This is a genomic window from Glaciihabitans tibetensis, from assembly GCF_003003265.1.
In the GTDB taxonomy this organism is placed as follows: domain Bacteria; phylum Actinomycetota; class Actinomycetes; order Actinomycetales; family Microbacteriaceae; genus Glaciihabitans; species Glaciihabitans tibetensis.
In genome coordinates, this window is the sequence record NZ_PVTL01000003.1 from 378,196 (window position 1) to 402,592 (window position 24,397).

Sequence of the window (24,397 nt, forward strand, 5' to 3'; positions counted from 1 at the left end):
GAATGACGTCCCCCGCACCCGCGCCCGTGCCAGCTTCCGATGACGGTGGGGAGCGGATGCCTCGGCGCCGCGAATTGGTCGTGGCCATCAACCCCGCCGCCGGCTTCGGCGCGAGCCGGGGGGTCGGGACGCAGGTGGTGGCTGCGCTCCGAAACCACGGACACGGGGTGGTGGCGCTGCAGGCAGCGAGCCTCGCGGAGTTGGTGGAGGCGACGCGACTGGCGCTCGTCGGGCGGCCCGATGCGCTCGTCGTGGTGGGCGGTGATGGAATGGTGAACTTCGGTGCCGGGTTGCTGGTGGGCAGCGACATCCCGCTGGGCATCATCGCCTGTGGAACGGGCAACGACCTCGCGCGCGGGCTCGGACTGCCGCTGAATAAACCGGACGTCGCAGTGGAAGCGCTGCTGGAGAGTCTCGACCGGGGTGGCCGTGTCATTGACGCGGTGCGGGTGACGTCTGCGTCGGGGGAGCGGCGTTGGTTCGCGGGTGCGTTGTCTGCCGGCTTCGACGCCATCGTCAACGAGCGGGCGAACGCGATGCGGCGTCCGCGGGGCAAAAGCCGCTACATCCTCGCGTTGCTCATCGAGCTGGTGCGACTGCGGCCCATTCGCTACCGACTCGTCCTCGACGGCGAAGAACTGACTACCGACGCACTGCTGGTGTCGGTGGGCAACAATGTCTCGATTGGGGGAGGCATGAAGGTTACGCCCAATGCCGTGATGGATGACGGGTTGCTCGACATCCTGGTCGTGCGCCCGCTATCGCGTCTCGCGTTCCTGCGGATCTTCCCGCGCGTGTTCGCCGGCACCCACCTCACCGACCCCCGCGTATCGATTCACCGGGCGCGAACCGTCAGGATCGAGGCAGATTCCGTGGTGGCCTACGCCGATGGCGAGCGGTTCGGACCGCTCCCGCTCGAGCTCGAGGTGAGTGAGGGAGTGCTGCGGGTGCTCGCCTAGCGAATCGCTGGCCGACTCGCCGGGCGGACGGGCCAGTTTGGTGCGAGCACCTAAGGTGTGGCATCATTGTCAAGTTGTCGCGACGGCCCCATCGTATAGCGGCCTAGTACGCTGCCCTCTCACGGCGGTAACACCGGTTCGAATCCGGTTGGGGTCACAACAGCCCGGTTTCTCTTCTGCGTGAGGAGGAGCCGGGCATTTTTTGTCTGCCCAGATAGCGGCCAAAATCGCCGATGGGTGATCATTGGTACGACGATCGCCAGGCATCGGTACTTGCTGATCGGGCGCTCGAGCCCCTCAGGTTCATCGGTCGGTCATGAGTTGACGCAGCCCCCAGTAGATGAACAGCGCGGAAGGCACGAAGAGCACGACCCTCATGGTCCAGATGGGAAGGCCGAACAATCCGGAGACTCCGATCACCGCATTTTCTCCGCCCGCGGGCGCGATGAGTACGTAGATTGCCAGCGACATTCCCAAGGCTCCGAAAATTATGCCCACCCAAGGGTTAGTGAAGTGCTTTTTGGTGGGTTTCGACAATCGAAGACCTTCCCGCGGCGTGAAGCTCGGGGGCGTTCCGCAGCTCCGGGTTCGCGCTATTCAGCGCAACGATCACCCTCGGCTGACTCCGCCTTCTGAACCCGCTCCCCTGAAAGGTCTACTCCTGAACAAGAAGTTTCTCTTCGTCGCGCCCGTGGTCGCGCGGACGCTAAGTATCGTTTTACCGACTTAGTCGGCAGAACTCCGTCGTGTCGGTGCTGAGCGCCCCACCAGATCCGGGGCCGGTTCGGGGAAGTCCGTCCCACGGTAAGCGGGTATGTCGTCTACCGCCGAGGCGATCGGACGGAAGATGTCGTGGCGGATCACGCCGCCCTGCACCCCCTGAATATTGCGGTAGCTGCGCATCGGGTAGGCCCCCTCGATGTTGCCCACCCAGACGGCGGTGGCGACGCGGGTGGAGGCCCCGACGACCCAGGTCTGGTTCGAGCTGTCGGTGGTTCCCGTTTTACCGATGTACTCCACGCCGTCATTCGGGTTGGATCGGGTGGCTGTACCGCCCCCGACCATCACCCCGGCCATCGCGTAGGCGGCGGTGTTGGCGACGTCCTCGCTGAGCTGCCGGGAGCATTCCTGAGGTTGCCCGCCGAGCTCGGTGCCGTCGGGCCCGGTCACGCGATCGACCGCGATCGCCTCACAGAAGACACCCTCGTTCGCGATTGCCGCGTAGGCGGTGGCCATGGTGAGTGGCGCGATCTCGTTCGTGCCCAAAACGGATGCCGGCGTCGAACCCAATTCGCCGCCGTCGGCGCGGTGCACTCCGATGGACTCGGCGGTCTCCTTGATCTCGCAGAGGTCGAGTTCCAACGCCATGGACATAAAGGCCCCGTTGACCGACCGTTGCACGCCGGTGGCGACCGTCATGTTGCCGCCGAAACCGTCGTCGTTGCCGAATTCGTATGGGCGGCCGATCAGTTGTGATGGATCGCAGCGGTTGCTGAACTGGTTCTGGGGGATCGTGCGCGGCGAACCGTTCACGATCTCGTTGATCCCGCGGCCGTTTTCGAGCCAGTTGAGCAGCGTGAAGACCTTGTAGGTCGACCCTGGCTGGAATCCGCTTGATCCACCGTAGGCACGGTCAGTGGTGAAGTTGACCGCGGTGGTTGTGGCGTCAGCATCCCCCGTGTTGTCAAAGATTTTGTTCTGCGCCATGGTCAGAATTCGTCCCGTGCCTGCTTCGACGGAGACCGCAGCGGCTCCCAGCTCGAGGCGGGTTGTGTCGTTCGGAGCATTCGCCCACACGGCGTTCTGCGCCGTGACCTGAAGATTGAGATCGAGGGTGGTGTGGATGTCGAATCCGCCGTGTCGCCAGGCGGCAACTCGCTCGTCTGGATTAGACCCGAGGGCGGTGAGTTCCGGAATGAGATTGGTTATGTAGTCGCAGAAGTACTGCGCAAAGTCGTGCGCGACCAGACACCCGTTGGAGGAGTTGGTGAGCGCAACGGTACTGCCATCTGCGACGACAGCGACCGCTTCGGCGTGTTGCTCCGGGGTCAGATTTCCGTCGGCGAGCATGGCGTTCAAAATCACGTTGCGGCGCTCGGTATTGCGCTGCCAGTTGTCGGGGTTGTCAAGGCGAAGAGCCGTGGGGGACTGCACAATCGCGATCAGGCTCGCGGCTTGCGCGGCGCTGAGATTGAGGCTGGAAGTGTTGTAGTACCGCTGAGCGGCCGCTTCGATGCCATAGGTTGTGCCACCGAAGCTGGCGATGTTGAGGTAGGCGAGAAGTATCTCCTCTTTGGTGTACTCCTTCTCCAGGGTGATGGCGAGCTTCATCTCTTGCACCTTGCGCGCGAAGGAGGTGTCGATCGCGGCGTTGTAGGCCGCCGCCTGCTCGGCCTCGGGTAATTCGAGCGCGGCCTGAATGAAGGTGTTTTTCACATATTGCTGGGTGATCGTCGAGGCACCTTCGGCGATGCTGCCTGCGGCAACATTGGTGACGGCGGCGCGCACGATTCCAGCGGGGTCGATCCCGCCGTGCTCATAGAAGCGCCGGTCTTCTCCGCTGACGGCGGCGTCTTTCGCAAACTCCGATACCTGATCCCAGGTGACCTCTTCGCGGTTTTGGTCGAAGATGGTCGCGATCTGCACCGGAGAACCATTTTCGGTCGCGAAGATTCGATTCTGTTGGGGCTGGCGGTCGATGGTGATCTCGCCGGGCACACGGTCGAACACCTCGGCGGTGGTGCTGACGGCGGCTCGCGCAACGGTGATCGCCGGTGTGACCATCACGGCCACGAGGATCCCGGCCAGGACGCTGAAGCTGAGCACCCCAAGCAGTCCGGCCAGGGCGCTTCCTACTGAGGGGGAGTTGCGTGACATCGTTCAGTCCTTCACGCCGAGGCGTTCGCGGATTACCGCGGATGCCTGGCTAGCAACAGCATCGGCGTGGGCGTGCTGGGGACCGGTGACGTATTCGAGCCCGCGGCGGGCGGCCGCGTGGGCAAGGATCGCGTCGGCGACCAACGGATTTCGGGGGAGCAGGGGTCCGTTGAGGCTGGTGCCGAGTACAGTTCCGCGAACCGCGCCCTCCGTGCCCTCGGGGGCACCGTTTCCCACACCCGCAAGCACCCGCGCCCACGGTGTGCTGTCCGCCGCGAGGTCGACGAGCTGCCCGGAGTTCTGGTACCCGTGCACCAGATCGCTGCCCGCCCTGGCGACCATGTACTCGCTGATGCGCTCCTCGGCGGGGAGACTTCGGCCGCCCAACAGCCCAACGCCCGCGACGCTATTCGATTCGCCGGGGAAAAGAACCTCGTCAAGTAAGAGGTGAAACCCGCCGGCAACGCCAAGGATCGAGACGCCGTCTGCTGCCCAGGCGTGCAGCCGGGTGCGCGCGCCGGTGAGGTCGGCGAGCACTGCTTTCTGCGCGGCAATGGTGCCGCCGCCGATGTGGAGGATGTCGGGTTCGACGTCCCACCACGTGGCGCCGACCTCGGCCCGCTCCACCCGCGATGCAATGCCCGCCCACTGCAGCCGACGGGTCAGCGCGAGAACGTTGCCGCCGTCACCATTCACGTTGAGGTGGGTGGGGTACATGTCGAGTATCGTGATCGCACTCATCAGCTATCCGCCCATTTCAAACGGAGGTTGCGGCGCATTACCCGCATCGATTCCGGGGTATAGATAATGGTGCTGTGCCCCTCACTCGAGTTTTGGCGGTCAAGAAATTCGCGGGTGGCGATCCGAACATCCGGTTCGACCGCGTCGACGGCGACCTCGTCGTAGGCGAGCCGTAGCGCCGCATCCCACGCTTGCCAGCCCGAAACAACGGCGACGTCCGGCAGGGTCGACCAGTCGACCAGCCACAACTGTGACGTGTCGTAGATGTCCTTACCAACGGCGAGCATGACCTGCTCCGCTGTGTCATCGAGCAGATCGAGGTTGAGTTGCATGCTCGCGGGGCTCTTGGTGAAAACGAAGTCAACGGTGTGCCCGCCGATGGTCACGCGCTCGTTGCGCCCGGAGACGCCCGGCATGGACTGGAACGCGAGCCGAGTCGTTTCGGCATCGAAGCGGTCGCCGAGCAGCGCGCGCGCTCCTTCGATGGCGGCTGCCGCATCCGAGGCGATATGAGTTCCGGCGCTGGGAAGTGCGACCTGCAGGTCAGTACCGTTGATGCTGATGAGCGCTTCGCTGCCGTCCACCGAAACAACGACGCTATCTGCCGGTCGGGGCGTGGTAGCGGAGTCCTCGCTAAATCGTGGAGCGGACGCGGTGCGTTTCGCCGCGGCCGTGATGTCGCTGCCGAGGGCGAACCGGCGCACGGTCGCGTCGGCGGTCGTGCTGAGGTCCGTCGCCATGCCGATAGCCGCGAGATGGGGATCGTCCGCGTTCACCACGACGGTATCGCTCGTCGCGCCTGCGGTTCGCGCGAGATAGCCAGCCACCCGCTCGGGCTCGTGCCAGCGGTGCAACTGGTCGATCATCACGTTGAGCAGGATGGAGACCCGGGCGGTCACCATCTCGGAAATGATCGCTGAGTAGCCCTCGTCGATCTCGAGGACAGCGACATCCACCTCAATGCGGTTTCGCCAATTGAGCTGGGGAAGCAGCTCCGAGACGAGACCCTTGGTGATGTTGGCCGTGCGGTTGTTTGTAAAGACGGTGAGACCGTGCTGGCGGAGAATGCCGACGACCATCTGCGTTGTTGTGGATTTTCCGCTGGATCCGGTCACGACGACAATGCCTTCGCGGGGGCCCTGGAGAACCCGGGCGAGCAGCCTGGGCGAGATTCGATGTGCCACGGTGCCGGGCAGGGCCGTGCCGCCACCCGGCCGAACGACGTGGAGGAGCGCGGCGACGGAGCGGCCGGCGAAGACCGCAACGTAGTCACGAATCATCTCGAACAATCGCGGTGAGCGGCGAGGCCGGGAGACCGTTGTGTGGGGGCGATCGGCGGAGCTCATGCCCGCCCACCCCGGCAGCGGCGCAGACGCCTCGTATTATTCATACACTCGACAGTACGTCGACAACGGCTGGGGTGGGAGTCTCCAACAGGACCCCCCACATCAGGATTTTCCCAGTAAGTATTGGTCGAAAACGGATGGGGATCTGCGTTCGATGCGCTAGCGCGAGGCGCGCGTTGCGACGACCGGCGATCTATGACGATCGCACGCCGGGCACCTATGAGACCATGGCCAGGTGAGTGAGGGCGCGAAGGTGAGCGGCGACCGGTCGTGGGCTGTAAAACACGCGATCCGCGAGAGCGCCACCCACCTTTTCTCAACGCAGGGGTTCGCAGCCACCGGGGTGCGCGACATTGCGGAACGAGCGGGCGTGGACCCGGCGATCGTCATCCGCCACTTCGGCTCGAAGGCAGCGCTGTTCCTCGGCACGATGATTCTTCCCGGTTCCTGGAGCGCGGCCGTCGAGGGCCCGCAGGACCGGATTGGGGAACAACTCGCACGTTTTGTGTTCGATCAGCGGCGCGTGGCGGCCGCCAGCGGAACCTACGTCGCGCTCATCCGGGCGTCGGACAGCCCCGAGGTGAGGGACGAACTGCGCACCGCGGTGCATCGTTTGCTCGTAGATCCCCTGCGTCATCGGCTCGAGGGGCCCGACCAGGAACTTCGAGCCCAGCTCGTCATCACCCAGCTCTCTGGCCTCATGAGCGCCCTATGGGTCACGGAGGAGACGGCAATTGCCGGAAGTCGGGATGCCGTCATCCGCCTGTATGGGGCATCTATGCAGCACCTCATTACCCCAGACGAATCGCCGAAATAAAGCTGAGGCGGGGCGAGGAGACTAGACCGCGGGGCCGAGGAGAACTGCGAGCAGGGCGGTGGTTCCGCCGACGATGAACATCATCGTTCCGAGCTGCATGGTACGCGATTTGTTGCGGTTTGCCGTCGGCACGTCGACCTCCAGGATCGGGCAGCCCGACCAGCCGATCAAGCCGACACTGACCGCGACCAGGGCGGAGGCGGCCCACCACAGCACTCGCACGGCGCCGGTGAGCAGCGCCGGTCGCCAGCCCGATGCGAGCAGCAGCCCGAGGGTGACCGCGACGCTTCCGATAGCCGCGGCGAACCAGATCGTCCCGGTCTGCATGATTCGTTGCACATTTGCTTCGGGGGACATCAACGGGTGGGTCGTCGGGATCTCGCTGACGGAACGCGGCGCATCGAATGAATGGGGGCGGCGGGTGCGGCGAAGCCGAAGGGTGGCGAGGCGATTCGGGTTCAGCTCCGCGGTTACCTTGGTCACGGCAGTCCTTTCGAGAATGCAGTCACGCAAGGGGGCGTCGGCTGCGAGCGATCGGTCTCCTCGTCGAGATCAGTGTCAACAGCGTTGACACTTCTCAGCGTAACAATCCGAGGGAAAGTTTGCCGGGCTGCGCGCCTCTCTTGCTAGGGGTAGACCGAGAGGCTGCGCCACGTGCCGAATCTGCTCGCGCCGGGTATCGTCGCCCTACGACGATTCCTTGATATCGCGTTTGAGACGCTTCTTTGCTGCCCGCTCCGTGAGGATCGATAGGTAGTCGCGCACCGGTCGGCCAGCGAGAGAATGAAATTCCTCGCGGGCGACGCTTTCCAGCTCCTGCCGTGCCACTTCGGGGTACTTCTCTTGCAGCCGGTCTACAACCTGGCGGATGGTGTCTTCGTCGTCAACTTCTCTAGTCACAACTGAGTTTGGGACTCTCGTGAGGAGTAGTCAAGGCGAGTGGCGCACCCTCGGCTCGCGGCAGGGTCCCAGCCTCGCCGGGTATCTTGCCGAAATGAGCTCTCGCCGCAAGACTGTCGCCGCTGTATTGGTCGCCGTCGCCGCAGTTGTCTATGGCGCGTCGCCGATCGACATCATCCCCGAACTCCTCACCGGACCGCTGGGCCTCACCGACGATTTCGCCGTTGTGCTCGGCGCGGGTTTCACCGTCTGGAAGTTGCTCTCCGGGCGTCCGCGCGTCAGCCAGAAATCGGCACCCCCGGCCGTCTGATTCTGGCGGTTAGAGTGACAGCTCTATGAATGACTTTTTCGCGGTGCCCCTGGCGGACCGCCACTTCGAGGACTACCGCGTCGGCGCAACCGGTGAGTACGGGTCGACTTATGTCAGCGAAGAGAGCATCGTCGCATTCGCGGAGGAATTCGACCCGCACCTCATGCACACCGATCCGATCGCGGCCCTTGCCGGGCCGTTCGGTGGCCTCATCGCCAGCGGCTGGCACACCACATCGATGATGATGCGCATCATGGTGGACAACTACCTGAACGAGCGCACAAGCCTCGGATCTCCCGGCGTCGACGAACTCCGCTGGCACCTGCCCGTGCGCGCCGGAGACACCCTGTCCGTTCGGTTCACCGTTGTCGCCGCCCGAAAATCGAACAGCAGGCCTGACCGTGGGTTGCTTCACACGCGCATCGAACTGTTCAACCAGCGTGGCGAGGTGGTGATGTCGCAGACGATGCTCAACCTGATCAGTCGGCGGGAACGGGCGGATGTCTCGACGACGACTCAGCGCGAAGGCCTCGACCAACGGGGCACGACCGCCAGAAAGGTGTAGGAAAGCGATCGCCCGCTTGGCGCGTCGTTCCAGTTGATGGGACACGTGCTTGTGCGCGGCGGCCATTAGGCCCACAGTCGCTTCAGCGGCAGGAATCCGCACATTGACAGAGAGGTTGATGATGTTTACCGTCGCACCCCGAGTTTGCCGGTCCCGCCCCTCTCGACCCGTGTGGCGATTCCGATGAGCGACAAGCCGCAGACTGCACCCGTGTCGGACTCGCCTGCCCACTTTCCTGGCCCCATCCGGTGGCTAGCACGGATCGAGATCTGGGCCGGAACAGTATTCTTCTGGCTCATTTTCTTCGGCGTGATGTGGCAGGTGCTCGGGAGGTATGTTCCCGCCATCGCGTGGGTAGGCGCCGGAGAAGTGGCCCGGCTGTCCATGGTTGCCCTGACCTTTATTACCGCCGGGTATCTGATCGGTAAAAACGGTCACATCGTCATTGAGGTATTCGACGCAATCCTGCAGGGCAAGCGGCTGTTCACGGTGCTGCGCGTCTTCGCGGCTGTGGTGATGGTGATCACCTGCATCGCGCTCGCCTGGGAATCGCTCCTGATGATCGAACAGGGTTGGCGGCGAGTGACAACGGTGCTCCACATGCCCATCGCGGTGTTGTACGTCTTCGCGTTTATCGGCTTCACATCCGGGGCGATTCACTCCATCGCGAAGATCTTCGCTGCAAACCGGCCGGAGCCGAAGCTCGACATCTCAGAGATGGAGGGCTGACATGGACCTGACCGTCTACCTGCTTGTGCTGACCGCGCTTCTCCTGCTGCGCGTGCCGGTCGCCTTCGCGATGATGGCCTCGAGCATGCTGTACTTCTACACCAACGGCAACTCCCCGGGGCTGGCGATTCGGTCTGTGGTTGACGGCATCAACAGCTTTCCCCTTCTGGCCGTGCCCCTCTTCATCTTCGTGGGAACCGTCGCCAACCATCTGGGCATCGCGAGCCGTCTGTTCGACTTCGCCCTCGCCACACTTCCTCGGGTACGAGGCAATCTCGCCTACGTGAACCTTGGCACCAGCGTGGGATTCTCGTGGATCAGTGGATCTGCGCTGGCCGACGCCGCCGCGCTGAGCAAGGTGCTCGTTCCCGAAATGGTGCGCAAGGGATACACATACGGTTTCGCTTCGGGTTTGAGTGCGTCGGGATCCCTGCTGAGCACGATCATGCCGCCGAGCATCCCGGCGGTGCTTTTCGCGGCAACGGCAGCGATCTCCACCGGGGCACTCTTTGCCGGATCCATCCTGCCAGCCATCCTGATGACGCTCGGCCTCGCGATCTATGTTTTCATCTGGGTGCGCAAACGTCCGGGAATGGAGGGGACACGCTTTGACGGACCGGCGTTCCGGACAGCGGGCGTGCGGGTCATCGGCGCTCTCTTCACTCCGGTCATCATTCTCGGTGGCATCCTCGGGGGCATCTTCACCCCCACAGAGGCGGCAGCCATCGCGGCCGCCTACATGCTCGTGCTCGGTGCCGCCTATCGCACGCTGACCCTGAAGGTGCTCCTCAGGTCAGCGAAGGAAACCGTGGTGGTCACCAGCGGCATCCTCCTCATCCTCGGGGCGGCAAACCTCATGGGCCAGGTTCTCGCCCGCGAACAGGTATCCCGGGTACTGGGCGACTGGCTCACCAACCTCACCGACAGCCCCATCATCTTCCTGTTGGTGCTCAACGTCATGCTCCTGCTGCTCGGCACCTTCCTGGAAGCACCGCCGGTCATCCTCGTGCTCGTACCGGTGCTGATGCCGATCGCGGCGCAGTTCGGGATCGATCCCGTGCACCTGGGGGTGGTGATGATCCTGAACCTCATGATCGGCTCGCTGACTCCGCCCGTCGGAGCCGTGCTCTTTGTGGTCGGGTCGATCACCAGACAACCGATGGGCGTGGTGTTCCGAGGCGTTCTGCCCTTCCTGATTCCGCTCGTCGCGGTTCTGCTGCTCCTCACGGTGTTCCCACCGATCGTGACGATCGTGCCGACCATTCTGGGCCTGTAGACCCATGCCGACAACTACACATTGCCTTCGGTCCGCTCCTCAGGGCCGTCCAGTGCCGGGCCATCCGACTCCGGCAATCACACAGTAAAAGGGAGAATCACATGAGCTACGCTCACGGCACGCGCCGGGTGGTGTTAGGGGCGTCGTTGCTGACGGCGGCGACCCTGCTCATCACCGGGTGCGGCCAAGACTCCGGGGACACGGCCGACGAGGGCCCAACCGAAAACGAGGACGTCACCCTGACGGTCGCGACCAGCCAGCCCGAAACGACGCCAAACTACTACTGCGGCGTCGAGCTGCTGAAGGAGCGCCTTGAGGACGCCGACATCGGCTTCACCGTGGAGCTGTATCCGGCGAGCCAGCTCGGCCCCGACACGGAGCGGTTCGCCGCCGTGCAAGCCGGCGACATCGACATCGACCTGCAGGGCGCTTCCGCCTTGAGTGCGACCTACGAACCCATCGGAGTGGTGGATGCGGCGTATGTCTTCGATGATGTGGACCATGCGTTCGAGTGGATCGACACCGCATCGTCCGAGCTATTTGAGGATTTCAGCGCAGAGACGGGAGCACGCATTGTCGACGGCTGGTTCTTCGGAAACCGCACGTTCACGACCACCGACACCCCGATCGAAAGCCCTGATGACCTGGAGGGCCTCGCGATCCGGTTCCCGGATTCGCCCCAGTTTCTCGCCAACGCCGAGGCAATGGGCGTCACCCCGGTCACGGTAGCGAACGAGGAAATCTATGTCGCTCTCCAGCAGGGGATCGCCGAGGGGCAGGAGAACCCCATTGTCGCCACCCACTCGCAGAGTTTCGACGAGATTCTCAAAGTCGCGTCCCTGAACAACCACCAGGTGGGCATTCACTGGCTGGTTGTGGGCGAGAACACGTACGACAAGCTCAGCGATGAGCAGTCGGAACTTCTCGACGAAACCCTTCACGGCATCCGTGCCGAGAACCGCGAGTGCGTGGAAGAGGAGACGAACAAGATCCTCGACGAGTACCGCGCCGACTCGTCGTACACCGTGGTCGAAGAGGATGAGGTTGACCGCGCTGCCTTCACCGAGAAGGCGGAAGAGTTCTTCTCGACCTACTACGACGGCGAGCGCCTTGAACTGTACGAGTCCATCCGCGAGATGGCGGGCTAACCAACAGCGGACCGGGAGACAGGGGCGGACCGGGCGACCGGAGCGGGCCGGGCGACCGGCTCGCTCCCGCGCCACCCTGAGTCCCGCTCGGGCTCTTGTCACGGGGCACGAAGGGGGCCGATACTTCACTCATGCGCACCACGCAATGGAACGACGCGGTTTCAGTGATCGACCGGGTGACCCTCGTTTTAGAGTGTTTTCGCGTCGACGACAAGAGGTTGGGTGTGTCCGAACTTGCTCGCCGCGCGAATTTGCCGAAGTCGACGGTGTCACGCCTCGTCTCGGAACTCGTGGAACATCGCTACCTCGAACGGGACGGCTCGGGTATTCGCCTTGGCCTTCGGCTGTTCGAGCTGGGCGAGCTCGCGGCGCAGCCCAACGCGCTACGAGGACTGGCATTGTCGACGATGGCAGACCTGCGGGACGCGACCGGGCAAACGGTCCACCTGGAGGTTCTGGACGGATCCGACGTCGTGTGCATCGGTGTGTTGCGCGGGCAGGATGCGGTGGGCAGGCACCCGCGGGTGGGGGACCGGTGGTCGGCCGATTCGACCGCCGCAGGCAGGGTGATGCGCGCCTACGTGCCCGGGTTCGGCTCAGTGCGCGACCCGGGGCTGGTGCTGCGGCACGATCGAGAGGGTTCGGAGATAACGTGCGCTGCAAGCGCGATCCTCACCCCTGACCTCCAGCCCATCGCAGCCATCGCGATCTCCGGTCCGCAGAGTACCGCGGGTGGGGAAAGCGTGACTCTCGCCGTGCGGACGGCGGCCATCGCGCTGGGCCGACGTCTTGCCGCCCGCCCGCCCGCGTAGCGTTCCACTAGGTGGCACTTCGTATTGCCGCGACCGATCCGGTCGCCCACAATTCGACTGAACCGGGTGCGATGAGACCCAGCGTCTAGGAATCCAGCGCCCGAGACACCAGCTTTAGACGAGACGACGAGGTCATGGCAGACAAGTTTGCGCGCGCGAGCTCCGCGGCGCCGATCCGGGTGGGGCTCATCGGCCTGGACCTCGACCTGTCGCTCTCCCGGGTGCTTCACGAGACGGAGGGTGCCGCCCTAGGCCTCAACTACCGCTACGACGTCTTTGACGGCAGTCGCGACCCGGGCTACTCCGACCTCGGCGCAGGAATCCGGAACGCTCGCGCGGATGGCTACCGCGGAGTGAATGTCACCCACCCCTTCAAGCAGGCCGCAGTGCAGCACGTCGATGCACTGTCGGCAGATGCGCGTGTTCTCGGCTCGGTGAACACGGTCGTGTTCGATGGCTCCCGTGCGACCGGGTACAACACGGACTGGTATGGCTTTGCCAGGTCCATTGACAAAAATCTCGCGGCCGTGCCGCGACGCACGGTTGTGCAGTTCGGCGCGGGTGGCGCCGGTGTCGCCGTCGCATATGCCCTCCTGCGCAGCGGCGTGGAACGACTCGTCCTGATCGATATCGACGAGACACGCGCCGCCGACACGGCCACCACGCTCAATGCCGCTCACGGGCGCGCGGCGATTCTGCCGGCCCCGGTGGAGGACGCGGCCCGCTGGATGCGCGCTGCGGACGGCGTGGTAAACGCCACACCCCTGGGAATGCCGGCGAGCCCCGGTTCCGCGGTGCCGGTGAACCTGCTGCAGCCGGCCACCTGGGTTCACGACGTCGTCTACATGCCGCTGGAAACCGAGCTGATGGCCGCGGCACGGGCGACCGGATGTCTCACCGTGGGCGGTGGACACATGCTGGTCTTCCAGGCGGCGGAAGGGTTCCGGCTGTTCACGGGCATCGCCCCGGACGAAGCGCGGATGCTGTCGCACCTGGAGCGCATCATCGCCGAGGGCGGCCAGGTATCAACGCAGGTCGGTTGACGCCGGAGTGCTCGGCCGGTGGCGACGCGGCCGCACCTAGCGCGCCGGGTTCTTGCTGCTGCGGGAGGTGATGTGCCCGACCAGAAAGTCAACGGCGTAGCGATACCCGGCGATCCCACACCCCGCGATGACGGCGTCCGCCATTGTCGAGACATACGACAGATGGCGAAACTGCTCCCGTCGGTGAATGTTCGACACGTGCACCTCGACAACGGGTATCTCAACGGCGAGCAGCGTGTCCAGCAGCGCAATCGACACCGAGGTCAGCCCAGCCGGGTTCACGATGAGGCCGCTCGCGGCGCCTCGCGCCGCGTGGAGGCGGTCGATGATCGCGCCTTCCCAATTGCTTTGGAAGAAATCGAGGTCGTAACCGGCGGCCGTCGCGGTTTCGCGCGCGAGTGCTTCGGCGTCGGCGAGGGTGTCCGAACCGTAGATGGCCGGCTCGCGGAGCCCGAGCAGGTTGAGGTTGGGGCCGTTCACCACGAGGATGCTGGGGCGGGTTGCACTCATGAGCGTTCTCCTTTGACTGCACTGTGATATTTGACCGCACTGTGATATTCGAAGTGCCATTGTCAGCACGGCGCTTGATCGTGCGTCCACTGATGTTCCACTGGGTGGGCGCGACGATTGCGGCCGACACTCGCCGCGCCCGACACTGAGGCCACCAACCACGAACAGGCGGTGTGCCATGAAGACCTCCATCGCGACGGTGTGCCTCAGTGGAACTCTCGAAGAGAAGTTGAAGGCGAGCGCCGCGGCTGGCTTCGACGGGGTGGAAATCTTCGAACCCGATTTCGTCGCCTCGTCGCTCTCACCCGAGCTCGTGGCATCCACCGCTCGCGACCTCGGCCTGACACTCGACCTTTACCAGCCGTTCCGTGACTTCGAGGGGGTAGGACAGGAGAAGCTGCGCCAAAACCTGAGACGCGCCGCGGCCAAGTTTGACCTCATGAATCGTCTGGGGATCTCTACGATTCTGCTGTGCAGCAATGTGGGCACCGCGGTCAGCGCCGACGACGCGCTTGCGGTCGACCAGCTCGGCCGGCTCGGCGACCTAGCGGAGAGCTATGGCGTGCGGGTCGCCTACGAGGCCCTCGCCTGGGGGCGGTACGTCAACGACTATGAGCACGCCGCGGCCATTGTTCGAGCCGTCGACCATCCCGCGATCGGCCACTGCCTCGACAGCTTCCACATTCTCTCCCGCGGGTGGGATCCGGCGGCCATTGAGACCATTCCCGCTGACAAGATCTTTTTCGTGCAGATGGCGGATGCCCCGGGCCTCACGATGGATCTGTTGTCCTGGAGCCGCCATCACCGTGTATTTCCCGGTGAGGGAGGCTTCGACCTCGCCGACTTTATGGGCCACCTGTTGCGCGCCGGGTATGACGGGCCGATGTCTCTGGAGATCTTCAACGACACCTTCCGCCGCACCGATCCGTTCCGCACTGCGGTCGACGCGATGCGCTCGTTGGAGTGGCTGCAGGAGTTGGCGTGCCAGGCGCTCGAACGCGACGGCCGAGAGGGATCGCGCATGGAGTTGTCACCGCTGCCAACAATGGTGGCCCCGGTCGGGTTCAACTTCGTGGAGATCCGTGCAGACGACCACCGGCTTGACCAGGTGCGCACGACACTTCATCAGCTCGGCTTCACCGACGCAGGCAACCATCATTCGAAACCGGTGGAACTGTGGTCGCAGGGTGGAGCCCGCGTGATCATCAACCGAGGCGACTCCACAGCGGGGTCACCCGCGGTCGCCGCGCTGGGCTTCGACGTGCTCGACCCTGAGTTGGCGGCAGAACGGGCGGGGCGCCTGCTGGCGCCGCCGGTGCCGCGGGACCGGGGTGCGGGCGATGAACAGCTGCTCGGCGTGCGTGCGCCCGATTCGTCGGAGATATTTTTCGGCAGGGTGGGACGTGGGGGAGTGCCCGCCTGGGTGTCCGAATTCGGTGGCAGCACGGAGGTCACGACCGATCCACTCGTCACGCGGGTAGACCATGTGAACCTCGCCCAGTCCTGGGAGTACTTCGACGCCGCGGTGCTCTTCTGCACCAGCGTTCTCGCCCTCGATCCGCAGCCCTCACTCGACGTCGCCGCACCTACCGGACTCGTGCGTAGCCAGGTGATGAGCACAGCCGACGGAATTGTGCGGCTTGTGCTCAACCTGTCACCCACCGGCAGCGCGGACACCGCCCAGCACGTGGCGTTCGCCTCGACCGACGCGATCGGCGCGGCCCGCCGGGCCCGGGAGCGCGGACTGGCGTTTCTGCCGATCGGCGAAAACTACTACGAGGACCTCGACTCGAGGTTTGACCTGAAGCCGGAGTTTCTCGAGGAGATTCGCGAGCTACAGCTAATGTACGACCGGGACGAGCGCGGCGAGTTCCTTCACTTCTACACCGAGTCCCTCGGGAGCGTGTTTTTTGAAATCGTGGAACGCAGGGGCGGGTATCGCGGTTACGGCGCCACGAACGCTCCGGTGCGACTCGCCGCCCAGCACAGCCGCCGCCCGATCGTGGCTGCGCCGTGATCAGGCACGCGTGGACTTCAAACCCTGACGCTGTGCTCACGGAGCAGGCAGGCGGGCAGACAGCTCCGCCGCTGCGGTTTTCAACGCCGGGAGGTGCGCGAGGAGGTCCTTGAACGGCAACCTGAACACCGGCGCCGCAATGGCGACCGCGGCAACCAGCTGGTCGCCCGCCGAAAACACCGGCGCCGCGAGGGCGTGCATTCCCACCTCGTTTTCCTCCCGCATGGTGCCATAGCCTTGCTCGCGCACCCGGGCGATCTCGCGCCGGAACACCGACCGGTCGGAGATTGTCTTCTCCGTGCGGGCATACAGCTCGAGATCCTCGACAAGTGCGTCCGTCCTGTCTGAAAAGGCGACGAGCACCTTTCCGAGTGCGGTCGCATGCAGGGGACTGTGGGTTCCGGGGTCACTTGTCACCCGGAAGGCCTGCGGACCATCGACCTTGCTCACCGTCAGAACGTGGTCGCCGTCGAGAATTCCCATGATGCTGGCTTCGCGGGTGTGGGCGGTGAGCGAGCGCAGGGCGGGTAGAGCCGACCCCGTCAGTCCGTTTGCGTTCGATACCCGTTGGCCGAGCTGGAACACGCGAATGCCCAGCGTGTACCGTTTCGACACGGGATCGAACGCCACGAATCCCTGACCGGCGAGCGACTGCAGCAGGCGATGAGCGGTGCTGAACGGTAGCTCCGCCTGCCCCGCCAGCTCTGTGGCCGACGCTCCCTGCGCCGAGTCACCCAGCAGTACGAGGAGTGACAGGGCCTTGCTCACCATGTCGACCTTGACTGCGCCCACGACCGCTTCCCTTCGCCAGCAATTTACGGCGAAACCTTGCCCGCGGCGTTGACGGCGCAGACGGTTCGGGCCATGCTGTACTCATATTGTAGATGGTGTATCCACAATATGGATAGTGGCGTCCGGGAGGGGCGGCTGCGGCATCCACGAAAGCCAAAGGCGGTGACGTGCACATGTCGGAGCCGACCCCTGCCGTCACCATCATCGAGCGCATGACCGCCGTGCTGGGCGCCTTCTCGGCGACCCACCCGCGGATGGGCGTCAACGAGATCGCCCGGCGCGCGGGTCTGCCGAAATCCACCACCTCGCGCCTCGTCTCGAGCTTGGTGCGCCACGGGTACCTCGCGCGGGAGGGCCACCAGGTCTGCGTCGGCCTCAAGCTATTCGAGCTGGGCAAGCGTGCGGGACAGCCGAACGAACTGCGCTCGCTCGCGTTGCCCACGATGGCCGACCTGCGCAGCGCCACCATGCAGACCGTTCACCTCTCGGTGCTCGAGGGCACGGACGTGGTGTACATCGGCATCCTGCCGGGGCGTGATTCCTCCGCGCTCCTGTCCCGCGTGGGCGGCAGGCTCCCGGCGTACGCCACGGGAGCGGGCAAGGCGCTGCTCGCGTTTTCTGAGCCCGCTGTTGTCGAGCGGGTCATCGAGCGCGGCTTCGTGGCTTACCAGCCGGGCACCATCACGAACTCGCGGGCGCTTCTGCGCGAGCTGGAGTCGATTCGTCGCACCGGATTGGCGTATTCGACGGCCGAGGCGGGCCCCGGGGTCGCGGGAGCGGCGAGCCCGATCCTGACGTTCGATTCTCGTGCGGTCGCCGCACTGTCTGTCTCGGGTCGCATCGGGCGGTTCGATCCCCAGCGCGTTGGGCCGGCCGTGCACATGGCGGCGCTTCACCTTGGCAGACTCAGCGCGATGTCGGCCCTGTCGCGGGGGCAATGAGCGAATCGCGTCCACTGAGTGGAACACTCCTCCCCGGGTGGAAAACCTGCCGTCACACTGGGATCACACCTGTCGTCGGAGCTAGGAGGCCATCGTGTTCGCAGCCGAGCTATCCGCCGCGGCCGCAATGCGTGCCCGGGGTGCCTGAGATGGCGACCCAGCAGGTGATCACGGAGGAGATACGCCGGATCGAGACGGATGCCGCGGCGCGAGTACAAGGCGGGCAGTCACCCGAGGTGCACCCGCGCCGCGATTACCCGCCGTACCGAAGCTCGGCGCTGCGGCATCCCACCCAGAATTTGGTCAAAGTCGACCCGGAAGAGGTCGAAAGATACTCACCGGCGTTCGGGCATTGGGACGTGAGCCCTCTCGAGTCGGACCTCACGATCGCGCACCGCGGCGAGCCGCTGGGCGAGCGCATCACCGTGACGGGACGGGTCGTCGACGGCGACGGGCGTCCGGTGCGCGGCCAGCTCATCGAGCTGTGGCAGGCGAATTCGGCGGGACGCTACGTGCACAAACGCGACCAGCACCCGGCCCCACTCGACCCGAACTTCACGGGAGTTGGCCGGGTCATCACCGGTGAGGACGGGTCCTACCGGTTCCGCACGATCAAGCCCGGCCCCTACCCGTGGAAGAACCACACCAATGCGTGGCGCCCGGCGCACGTTCACTTTTCGCTGTTCGGGTCGCAGTTCACACAGCGGCTGGTGACGCAGATGTACTTTCCGGGTGACCCGCTGTTTGCGCTCGACCCGATCTACCAGTCCATCGTGGATCCGGCCGCCCGCGCACGGCTCATCGGAACCTACGACCACGACACCAGCGTGCCCGACGTGTCGCTCGGATACCGGTGGGACATCGTGCTGACGGGCCCGCGTTCCACCTGGCTTGAGCCGGAGCACGCTGATGGGTGACCGCGTGCAGACGCCGTCCCAGACGGTGGGGCCGTTTTTCCATTTCGGGCTCGAGTACGACGGGTCGGCGCAGGTGGTGCCCGGGCACTATCCCGGCGCCATTCGTCTGCACGGCACGGTGTTCGATGGCGGGCAAGCCCCGGTACCCGATGCTCTCCTCGAAATCTGGCAGACGGATGCCGCGGGGCTGGTCAGTCGGGAGCGGGGCAGCCTGCTCCGCAACGAGTTCGCGTTCACGGGCTTCGGCAGGGCGGCGACGAACCTCGGCGGCGAGTACGCGTTCACGACTGTGCGACCCGGCACCGGGTTCGTCACCGTCGCGGTGTTCGCGCGGGGACTCAGCCACCACCTGTTTACGCGGGCGTACTTCGATGACGGCACGGGCGGCGGCGCCTCTGACAGCCTGTTGGCGTCGCTGCCGCCGTCCCGTCGCTCGACCCTCCTCGCTATGCCGGACGGAGACCGGTCGTTCCGTTTCGATGTTCGTCTGCAGGGTGACGGCGAGACAGTGTTCCTGGAGTATTCGTGATCGACGCCGGATTGCTGGACCCGCTCGCGCAGGGCACGCGCGCGCGGGAACTCACGAGCGATGCCGCGTTTGTGTCTGCGATGGTCGAGACCGAGGTGGCCCTGACGGGTGCGCTGGTCGATGCGGGACTTGCTCCGGAATGGATGCGGGAGGTGTGCGCGGGTCTCGCGGATGCGGGGTCCGCGGGGCTGGACCTCGAGAAGCTCGCCGAGGAGTCGCGCGGTGGGGGCAATCCGGTGATCCCGCTCCTACGGCACCTCTCGGCGGTCGCGGAACAGCTTCGAGACGGTGCATCCGACTACCTCCATGTCGGTGCCACCAGTCAGGACATCCTCGACACCGCGGCCATGCTGACGGCGCGAGCCGTGTGCGAGGAGGTTCTCGCCCAGCTGCGGCAGGTGGGCGCCGCGCTTGCAGCACTCGCGCAGACGCACCGGGCCACGCCTATGGCCGGGCGGACTCTTGGCCAGCATGCTTCGCCTACCACCTTCGGCTTCGTCGTTGCGGGGTGGCTGGACGGGGTGACCGGTGCCATCACCGCGCTCGACCGGACGAATCACATGCTGCCCCTGCAATACGGCGGTTCCGTCGGCACCCTCGACGCACTCGAACAGTGGACTTCCGCCCGCGGTGGAACCGCACCGTCGATCGCTGCCGCGTTCGCCGCCCGCCTGGGGCTTCGGCTGCCGCCCATCTCCTGGCACACCACCCGAGCCCCTGTGCTGGCGATGGCATCGGCGCTCGCCGGTGCTATGGCGGCGATCGGAGTCATCGCTATCGACGTCGGCGTACTGGCGCGCACGGAGATCGCGGAACTGGCGGAGGGGAGGTCGGGCACGGGGTCGGGGGAGGGCGGATCATCCGCCATGCCCCACAAAAATAACCCCGTTGCAGCCGTCCTCATCAGCGCAGCCGCGCGCCGGTCTCCCCACCTTCTCGGGTCGCTCTACGCATCCGCCCTCTCTGAGGACCAGCGCCCCATGGGTGCGTGGCATGCCGAGTGGCTTCCGCTTCGCGATCTTGAGCGCACCGCAGTCGCCAGTGCGTCCGCGGCGGCCGCGCTGGTCAGTCACCTCGTCGTCGATGAGAAACGGATGTCGGCGAACCTCGAACTCACCGGCGGTCGAATCGAGAGCGAACGAATCGCGACCGTGCTCGCGGCGTCTATGGGGCGGCGGGCAGCGTTCGCGCGGGTCGAAGAGGCATCGGGTCAACCGGACGACAGCGCGCTCGCCGCACTGCTCCCTTCTCATGGGCGCGGCTACGTCGGCGCCGGCTCCGGGGACTACGCACTCGCCGCAATCGATCGTGTTGTGGAGGCGTTTCGCGCGGTGGACCCGGCACGAGCGGCACGATCGGCACGATCGGCACCATCGTGACCGGGCCGCTGTTGGTGGGCACCATTACGGCCGTGCGGTCCCACAGCTCCCATGCCGAGCTCGTCGTGCTCGGGCCGTCGCTCGGTACAACGACGGCGCTGTGGGATTCGGTCGCGTCAGACCTGTCCGCAGACGTTCGGGTGCTGCGATTTGACCTTCCCGGCCACGGAGCGAGCCCCGCGACCGTCCAACCGTTCACCTTCGCCGAGCTCGCGGACGCCGTGATCGAGCTCGTCGATTCCATCGGGGGAGGCACGTTCACTTACGCCGGAATCTCTGCGGGCGGCGCGATAGGGCTCGAACTGGCCATTCGCCACGGCGACCGGCTGGACAGCCTCATCGCGATCTGTTCCTCCGCCAGGTTCGGCACCGCCGAGAGCTGGGCTGAACGCGCGGCGAGGAGTCGGCTGAGTGGTACGGCCTCGCTGGTCACGCTCAGCACCGAGCGCTGGTATGCGCCGGGATTCGTGGACAGGGCCCCCGGTCTGGTCGCCCGGTCGCTTAGCCAGCTGGTCGACGTCGACGATGAGTCTTATGCGCTGTGCTGTGAGGCGCTGGCCGACTTCGACCTGCGGGATTCCCTCGGCGAAGTCGGGGTTCCGACCCTGTGCGTGGCGGGGGAGTTCGACCACGCCACCCCGCCCACCCAACTCGAAGAAATCGCCGCCGCCATCCCGGGCGCGCGATATACGCTTATCGATGGTGTCGGGCACCTCCCCGCGGCGGAACAACCCGCGACGGTTGCCGCACTGATCCGGTCGCGGATCGCGGGAATGCGTGTTCGCCGTGAGGTGCTCGGCGATGCGCACGTCGACGGGGCCCTCGCCAGCGTCACCCCGGAATCCGCCGACTTCCAGCGCTTCATCACCCGCTACGCCTGGGGAGAGATCTGGGCGCGGCCCGGGTTGCCGCGCCGGGAGCGCAGCCTGCTCACCCTCGCCGCGTTGATCACCGGGGGCCACCACAACGAGCTCGCGATGCACGTGCGCGCGGCCCTCACCAATGGCCTCGATCCTGCCGAGATCAGTGAGGCGATCATGCACACCGCCATCTACGCGGGGGTTCCGGCCGCGAACTCGGCGTTCGATGTTGCAAAACGCGTCTTCGCAGAACAGGAATCCTGATGGACAAGAGCTTTGCCGACCCGGCAGCGGCCGTCGCGGACATCCCCGATGGCGCCTCAATCGCTGTCGGGGGATTCGGGCTCGTGGGTGTTCCGATCGTGCTCATCCGGGCCCTGCTGCGGCAGGGAACCACTGATCTCCACGTGGTGTCGAACAATTGCGGACTCGATGGGTGGGGCCTCGGCGAGCTTCTCAGCGAGGGGCGCATCAGTCGCGTCACAGCTAGCTACATCGGGCAGAACAAGGACTTCGCCCGCAAGTACCTGAGCGGTGCGCTTGAGGTTGAACTCACCCCGCAGGGCACACTGGCCGAACGGATGCGGGCGGGCGGCGCCGGTATCCCCGCGTTCTTCACCGCGAGCGGGGTGGGAACGATGGTCTCCGAAGGGGGGCTCCCGTGGCGGTATAACGCGGACGGGTCGGTGAGGATTGCGTCCCCGCCTAAAGAGACCAGAAAGTTCGGTTCGCTCGGTGCCGAAAAAAAGTACGTGCTGGAGGAAGCGATTGTGACGGACTACGCCCTCGTGCGGGCGGCCCGGGGTGATCGACACGGCAACCTGGTTTTCGAAAAGTCCGCCCGCAACTTCAACCCGGTCGCGGGGATGGCTGGCCGCATCACCATCGCAGAAGTCGACGAGCTCGTAGAGCCCGGCATGATCGACCCCGACGACGTTCACCTCGCCGGTATCTATGTCAATCGCATCGTGCAGCTCGACGCCGATGACGCCGCCGACCTGCCCATCGAGATGGTCACAACCAGACCACGCAACCCCGTTGCACAGGAGGAGCGCTGAATGGCTCTCAGTAGAGATGAGATGGCCGCGCGCGCAGCCCAGGAATTGCCCGACGGCAGCTACGTCAACCTCGGGATCGGGCTGCCCACGCTGATCCCCAACCACATCCCCTCCGACATCACGGTCATCCTGCACTCCGAAAACGGCATTCTCGGCGTCGGACCCTATCCATGGGAGGGCGAACAAGACCCGAAGCTCATCAACGCGGGCAAAGAGACCGTGACGGTGTTGCCCGGCGCCGCCTTTTTCGACTCCGCCCAGAGCTTCGGGATGATCCGGGGCGGGGTTCTGGATGTGGCCGTACTTGGCGCGATGCAGGTGTCCACCCGCGGTGACATCGCAAATTGGGCGGTGCCGGGCAAACTCATCAAGGGCATGGGAGGTGCGATGGACCTGGTTCATGGGGCCAAGAGGATCGTCGTGCTGATGGAACACGTAACGAAAACGGGGGAGTACAAGATCGTCGAGAACTGCACCCTGCCGCTCACGGGGAAGCAGGTTGTCGACCGCATCATCACCGACCTTGCCGTCATCGATGTGACGCGGGACGGCCTGGTGCTCGTGGAAGTGGCCCCAGGGGTCTCCGAGGATGACGTGCGCGCAGCGACGGGGGCGGTGCTCCGGTGAGAGAGGTCGTCATCTGTGAACCCCTGCGTACTCCGATCGGGCGACTCGGCGGAGCCCTTCGGGATGTCACCCCTGCGGAGTTGGCCGCCACCGTGATCGCCGAGCTTGTCAGCCGATCGGGCATTGACGGCGACGTGGTCGACGATGTCATCTTCGGGCAGGCATATCCGACAGCCGAGGCACCGCCCGTGGCGCGCGTCGCCGCACTCGATGCGGGACTCCCGGTAACGGTCGGAGGAGTGCAACTCGATCGGCGTTGCGGATCTGGACTGCAGGCCATTCTCGACGCTGCCATGCAGGTGCAGACGTCGATCAGTGACGTGGTGATTGCCGGTGGTGTCGACTCCATGAGTCAGGCGCCGATCTACTCCACGAGCGCGCGCTTCGGGATCGGCGGAACCGCGGGCCTTCGTCTCTTCGACGCCCTGGGGCGGGGCCGCGAGACCGCCGGGGGACAAAACTATCCCGTCCCGGACGGCATGCTCGAAACGGCCGAGAACCTTCGCCGTGACTACGCGATTCCGCGCCGCGAGCAGGACGAACTCGCACTGAGGTCGCACGAGCGCGCGCTCGCCGCAGTGAGCGCGGGCTTGTTCGACGAAGAGATCGTGCCGGTGACAGTTCGCGGGAAAAAGGGCGCCTCGCTTGTCGACCGCGACGAAACTCCGCGGAACTCCACGCTGGAGGCGCTCGCCGCGCTGCCCCCGATCCTCGCCGCGAAGGACCCGGATTCGACCGTGACCGCGGGCAATGCCAGCGGCCAAAATGATGCGGCGGCCGCGATGGTGGTCACCACGCCAGACATGGCGAAGCGGCTTGGCCTAAAGCCCCTCGTCCGCCTGATCGGGTGGGCCCGGTCGGGTGTACTGCCCTCGCACATGGGGTTGGGGCCGATCCCCGCGACCGCCGTCGCACTCAAACGCGCGGGGATATCCTTCGCGGATCTCGACATCATCGAACTCAATGAGGCTTTCGCCGCCCAGGTTCTGGCGGTCGGCCGAGAATGGGCGCTCACGGAATCGGACTGGGAACGGGTCAACCCGTTGGGGTCAGGGATCTCGCTCGGACATCCGGTGGGCGCGACGGGCGCGCGTGTCTTGGTGACCGCGAGCCGGCACCTGCACCGCACGAGCGGCCGCTATCTTCTCGAAACGATGTGTATCGGCGGCGGACAAGGATTGGCCGCAGTGTTCGAGCGCCCGTAGGGTCTGCACCTCCGACGACACCACCTCCGACGACACCTC

General features: G+C 65.3%; 26 protein-coding genes and 1 tRNA gene. 19 read left to right on the forward strand and 8 right to left on the reverse strand.

Translation table 11 applies throughout. The features are described from left to right. Positions 1 to 2 precede the first annotated feature (2 nt). Together B0I08_RS07795 and B0I08_RS07800 are read left to right on the forward strand one after the other, a co-directional pair. Positions 3 to 959, forward strand: coding sequence for a diacylglycerol/lipid kinase family protein (locus B0I08_RS07795; protein ID WP_245884684.1), 957 nt, complete (start codon positions 3 to 5; stop codon positions 957 to 959). An 84-nt stretch (positions 960 to 1,043) separates the two neighbouring features. Continuing rightward, positions 1,044 to 1,116 (forward strand) — tRNA-Glu (locus tag B0I08_RS07800). A gap of 146 nt (positions 1,117 to 1,262) precedes the next feature. Here the strand turns inward: B0I08_RS07800 and B0I08_RS17750 are convergent. The 4 genes from B0I08_RS17750 to B0I08_RS07815 all read right to left on the reverse strand — a co-directional run bounded on the left by B0I08_RS17750 (position 1,263) and on the right by B0I08_RS07815 (position 5,923). Further along, the gene (locus tag B0I08_RS17750; RefSeq protein ID WP_181243318.1) at positions 1,263 to 1,430 is read right to left on the reverse strand and encodes a hypothetical protein; all 168 of its coding nucleotides are present in this window, start codon (positions 1,428 to 1,430) and stop codon (positions 1,263 to 1,265) included. Between the two features lie 255 nt (positions 1,431 to 1,685). Continuing rightward, entirely contained in the window at positions 1,686 to 3,836 is a 2,151-nt protein-coding gene (locus B0I08_RS07805; protein WP_106211473.1) for a transglycosylase domain-containing protein, read from the reverse strand. 3 nt (positions 3,837 to 3,839) lie between these two features. Then, positions 3,840 to 4,577 carry a hypothetical protein gene (locus tag B0I08_RS07810; RefSeq protein ID WP_106211475.1) on the reverse strand — a complete coding sequence of 246 codons (738 nt, stop codon included), beginning with the start codon at positions 4,575 to 4,577 and terminating at the stop codon, positions 3,840 to 3,842. Next, positions 4,577 to 5,923: a Mur ligase family protein gene (locus tag B0I08_RS07815; protein ID WP_106211477.1), complete on the reverse strand. Its 1,347-nt coding sequence runs from the start codon at positions 5,921 to 5,923 to the stop codon at positions 4,577 to 4,579. The genes B0I08_RS07810 and B0I08_RS07815 overlap by 1 nt, the downstream gene beginning before the upstream one ends. A gap of 235 nt (positions 5,924 to 6,158) precedes the next feature. Between B0I08_RS07815 and B0I08_RS07820 the strand changes: the two genes are divergently transcribed. After that, the gene (locus tag B0I08_RS07820; RefSeq protein WP_106211479.1) at positions 6,159 to 6,740 is read left to right on the forward strand and encodes a TetR/AcrR family transcriptional regulator; all 582 of its coding nucleotides are present in this window, start codon (positions 6,159 to 6,161) and stop codon (positions 6,738 to 6,740) included. A gap of 21 nt (positions 6,741 to 6,761) precedes the next feature. On the opposite strand, the gene B0I08_RS07825 is transcribed toward B0I08_RS07820, so the two are convergent. Together B0I08_RS07825 and B0I08_RS17550 are read right to left on the reverse strand one after the other, a co-directional pair. Continuing rightward, positions 6,762 to 7,223 (reverse strand): hypothetical protein, encoded by a 462-nt coding sequence (locus tag B0I08_RS07825; RefSeq protein WP_106211481.1) that lies wholly within the window; start codon positions 7,221 to 7,223, stop codon positions 6,762 to 6,764. 204 nt (positions 7,224 to 7,427) lie between these two features. Next, the gene (locus B0I08_RS17550) at positions 7,428 to 7,640 is read right to left on the reverse strand and encodes a three-helix bundle dimerization domain-containing protein (RefSeq protein ID WP_146134352.1); all 213 of its coding nucleotides are present in this window, start codon (positions 7,638 to 7,640) and stop codon (positions 7,428 to 7,430) included. 94 nt (positions 7,641 to 7,734) lie between these two features. Here B0I08_RS17550 and B0I08_RS17880 point away from each other — a divergent pair, with 94 nt between their 5' ends. The 7 genes from B0I08_RS17880 to B0I08_RS07860 all read left to right on the forward strand — a co-directional run bounded on the left by B0I08_RS17880 (position 7,735) and on the right by B0I08_RS07860 (position 13,523). Continuing rightward, positions 7,735 to 7,950 (forward strand): DUF1232 domain-containing protein, encoded by a 216-nt coding sequence (locus tag B0I08_RS17880; protein ID WP_219905629.1) that lies wholly within the window; start codon positions 7,735 to 7,737, stop codon positions 7,948 to 7,950. A gap of 25 nt (positions 7,951 to 7,975) precedes the next feature. Continuing rightward, positions 7,976 to 8,515, forward strand: coding sequence for a MaoC family dehydratase (locus B0I08_RS07835; RefSeq protein ID WP_106211485.1), 540 nt, complete (start codon positions 7,976 to 7,978; stop codon positions 8,513 to 8,515). Between the two features lie 210 nt (positions 8,516 to 8,725). Next, positions 8,726 to 9,244 carry a TRAP transporter small permease gene (locus B0I08_RS07840; protein ID WP_181243320.1) on the forward strand — a complete coding sequence of 173 codons (519 nt, stop codon included), beginning with the start codon at positions 8,726 to 8,728 and terminating at the stop codon, positions 9,242 to 9,244. 1 nt (position 9,245) lies between these two features. Further along, entirely contained in the window at positions 9,246 to 10,520 is a 1,275-nt protein-coding gene (locus B0I08_RS07845; protein ID WP_106211489.1) for a TRAP transporter large permease, read from the forward strand. Positions 10,521 to 10,621: 101 nt separating this feature from the next. Beyond that, a complete protein-coding gene (gene dctP / locus B0I08_RS07850; protein WP_106211491.1) occupies positions 10,622 to 11,668 on the forward strand; it encodes a TRAP transporter substrate-binding protein DctP in 1,047 nt (348 codons plus the stop codon). Positions 11,669 to 11,799: 131 nt separating this feature from the next. After that, positions 11,800 to 12,480: an IclR family transcriptional regulator gene (locus tag B0I08_RS07855; RefSeq protein WP_106211493.1), complete on the forward strand. Its 681-nt coding sequence runs from the start codon at positions 11,800 to 11,802 to the stop codon at positions 12,478 to 12,480. A gap of 134 nt (positions 12,481 to 12,614) precedes the next feature. Continuing rightward, the gene (locus B0I08_RS07860) at positions 12,615 to 13,523 is read left to right on the forward strand and encodes a shikimate dehydrogenase (protein ID WP_106211495.1); all 909 of its coding nucleotides are present in this window, start codon (positions 12,615 to 12,617) and stop codon (positions 13,521 to 13,523) included. Between the two features lie 36 nt (positions 13,524 to 13,559). On the opposite strand, the gene B0I08_RS07865 is transcribed toward B0I08_RS07860, so the two are convergent. Beyond that, entirely contained in the window at positions 13,560 to 14,033 is a 474-nt protein-coding gene (locus tag B0I08_RS07865) for a type II 3-dehydroquinate dehydratase (RefSeq protein ID WP_106211497.1), read from the reverse strand. A gap of 178 nt (positions 14,034 to 14,211) precedes the next feature. Here B0I08_RS07865 and B0I08_RS07870 point away from each other — a divergent pair, with 178 nt between their 5' ends. Then, the gene (locus B0I08_RS07870; protein WP_106211499.1) at positions 14,212 to 16,050 is read left to right on the forward strand and encodes a bifunctional sugar phosphate isomerase/epimerase/4-hydroxyphenylpyruvate dioxygenase family protein; all 1,839 of its coding nucleotides are present in this window, start codon (positions 14,212 to 14,214) and stop codon (positions 16,048 to 16,050) included. A gap of 36 nt (positions 16,051 to 16,086) precedes the next feature. Here the strand turns inward: B0I08_RS07870 and B0I08_RS07875 are convergent, their stop codons facing one another. After that, entirely contained in the window at positions 16,087 to 16,842 is a 756-nt protein-coding gene (locus tag B0I08_RS07875; RefSeq protein ID WP_245884687.1) for an IclR family transcriptional regulator, read from the reverse strand. Between the two features lie 173 nt (positions 16,843 to 17,015). Here B0I08_RS07875 and B0I08_RS07880 point away from each other — a divergent pair, with 173 nt between their 5' ends. The 8 genes from B0I08_RS07880 to B0I08_RS07915 all read left to right on the forward strand — a co-directional run bounded on the left by B0I08_RS07880 (position 17,016) and on the right by B0I08_RS07915 (position 24,358). Next, positions 17,016 to 17,783: an IclR family transcriptional regulator gene (locus tag B0I08_RS07880; RefSeq protein ID WP_106211501.1), complete on the forward strand. Its 768-nt coding sequence runs from the start codon at positions 17,016 to 17,018 to the stop codon at positions 17,781 to 17,783. A 149-nt stretch (positions 17,784 to 17,932) separates the two neighbouring features. Beyond that, positions 17,933 to 18,700 carry a protocatechuate 3,4-dioxygenase subunit beta gene (pcaH, locus tag B0I08_RS07885; protein ID WP_106211503.1) on the forward strand — a complete coding sequence of 256 codons (768 nt, stop codon included), beginning with the start codon at positions 17,933 to 17,935 and terminating at the stop codon, positions 18,698 to 18,700. Beyond that, entirely contained in the window at positions 18,693 to 19,229 is a 537-nt protein-coding gene (pcaG, locus tag B0I08_RS07890; RefSeq protein WP_106211505.1) for a protocatechuate 3,4-dioxygenase subunit alpha, read from the forward strand. Before pcaH ends, pcaG begins: the two co-directional genes overlap by 8 nt. Further along, positions 19,226 to 20,608 carry a lyase family protein gene (locus B0I08_RS07895; RefSeq protein WP_106211507.1) on the forward strand — a complete coding sequence of 461 codons (1,383 nt, stop codon included), beginning with the start codon at positions 19,226 to 19,228 and terminating at the stop codon, positions 20,606 to 20,608. The genes pcaG and B0I08_RS07895 overlap by 4 nt, the downstream gene beginning before the upstream one ends. Further along, a complete protein-coding gene (gene pcaDC / locus B0I08_RS07900) occupies positions 20,605 to 21,732 on the forward strand; it encodes a bifunctional 3-oxoadipate enol-lactonase/4-carboxymuconolactone decarboxylase PcaDC (RefSeq protein ID WP_245884689.1) in 1,128 nt (375 codons plus the stop codon). The genes B0I08_RS07895 and pcaDC overlap by 4 nt, the downstream gene beginning before the upstream one ends. Then, entirely contained in the window at positions 21,732 to 22,526 is a 795-nt protein-coding gene (locus tag B0I08_RS07905) for a CoA transferase subunit A (protein WP_106211509.1), read from the forward strand. Before pcaDC ends, B0I08_RS07905 begins: the two co-directional genes overlap by 1 nt. Continuing rightward, on the forward strand, positions 22,527 to 23,153 hold the full coding sequence (locus tag B0I08_RS07910; RefSeq protein ID WP_106211511.1) for a CoA transferase subunit B: 627 nt from the start codon (positions 22,527 to 22,529) through the stop codon (positions 23,151 to 23,153). Continuing rightward, positions 23,150 to 24,358 carry an acetyl-CoA C-acetyltransferase gene (locus B0I08_RS07915; RefSeq protein ID WP_106211513.1) on the forward strand — a complete coding sequence of 403 codons (1,209 nt, stop codon included), beginning with the start codon at positions 23,150 to 23,152 and terminating at the stop codon, positions 24,356 to 24,358. The genes B0I08_RS07910 and B0I08_RS07915 overlap by 4 nt, the downstream gene beginning before the upstream one ends. The last annotated feature ends 39 nt before the right edge of the window (positions 24,359 to 24,397 follow it).

Excerpts from the sequence above, each read along its gene's own strand:
- B0I08_RS07795 (WP_245884684.1), top strand. The coding sequence starts at position 3 with ATGACGTCCCCCGCACCCGCGCCCGTGCCAGCTTCCGATGACGGTGGG.
- B0I08_RS17750 (WP_181243318.1), bottom strand. The coding sequence starts at position 1,430 with ATGTCGCTGGCAATCTACGTACTCATCGCGCCCGCGGGCGGAGAAAAT.
- B0I08_RS07805 (WP_106211473.1), bottom strand. The coding sequence starts at position 3,836 with ATGTCACGCAACTCCCCCTCAGTAGGAAGCGCCCTGGCCGGACTGCTT.
- B0I08_RS07810 (WP_106211475.1), bottom strand. The coding sequence starts at position 4,577 with ATGAGTGCGATCACGATACTCGACATGTACCCCACCCACCTCAACGTG.
- B0I08_RS07815 (WP_106211477.1), bottom strand. The coding sequence starts at position 5,923 with ATGAGCTCCGCCGATCGCCCCCACACAACGGTCTCCCGGCCTCGCCGC.
- B0I08_RS17880 (WP_219905629.1), top strand. The coding sequence starts at position 7,735 with ATGAGCTCTCGCCGCAAGACTGTCGCCGCTGTATTGGTCGCCGTCGCC.
- B0I08_RS07835 (WP_106211485.1), top strand. The coding sequence starts at position 7,976 with ATGAATGACTTTTTCGCGGTGCCCCTGGCGGACCGCCACTTCGAGGAC.
- B0I08_RS07845 (WP_106211489.1), top strand. The coding sequence starts at position 9,246 with ATGGACCTGACCGTCTACCTGCTTGTGCTGACCGCGCTTCTCCTGCTG.
- dctP (WP_106211491.1), top strand. The coding sequence starts at position 10,622 with ATGAGCTACGCTCACGGCACGCGCCGGGTGGTGTTAGGGGCGTCGTTG.
- B0I08_RS07855 (WP_106211493.1), top strand. The coding sequence starts at position 11,800 with ATGCGCACCACGCAATGGAACGACGCGGTTTCAGTGATCGACCGGGTG.
- B0I08_RS07860 (WP_106211495.1), top strand. The coding sequence starts at position 12,615 with ATGGCAGACAAGTTTGCGCGCGCGAGCTCCGCGGCGCCGATCCGGGTG.
- B0I08_RS07865 (WP_106211497.1), bottom strand. The coding sequence starts at position 14,033 with ATGAGTGCAACCCGCCCCAGCATCCTCGTGGTGAACGGCCCCAACCTC.
- B0I08_RS07870 (WP_106211499.1), top strand. The coding sequence starts at position 14,212 with ATGAAGACCTCCATCGCGACGGTGTGCCTCAGTGGAACTCTCGAAGAG.
- B0I08_RS07880 (WP_106211501.1), top strand. The coding sequence starts at position 17,016 with ATGTCGGAGCCGACCCCTGCCGTCACCATCATCGAGCGCATGACCGCC.
- pcaH (WP_106211503.1), top strand. The coding sequence starts at position 17,933 with ATGGCGACCCAGCAGGTGATCACGGAGGAGATACGCCGGATCGAGACG.
- pcaG (WP_106211505.1), top strand. The coding sequence starts at position 18,693 with ATGGGTGACCGCGTGCAGACGCCGTCCCAGACGGTGGGGCCGTTTTTC.
- B0I08_RS07905 (WP_106211509.1), top strand. The coding sequence starts at position 21,732 with ATGGACAAGAGCTTTGCCGACCCGGCAGCGGCCGTCGCGGACATCCCC.
- B0I08_RS07910 (WP_106211511.1), top strand. The coding sequence starts at position 22,527 with ATGGCTCTCAGTAGAGATGAGATGGCCGCGCGCGCAGCCCAGGAATTG.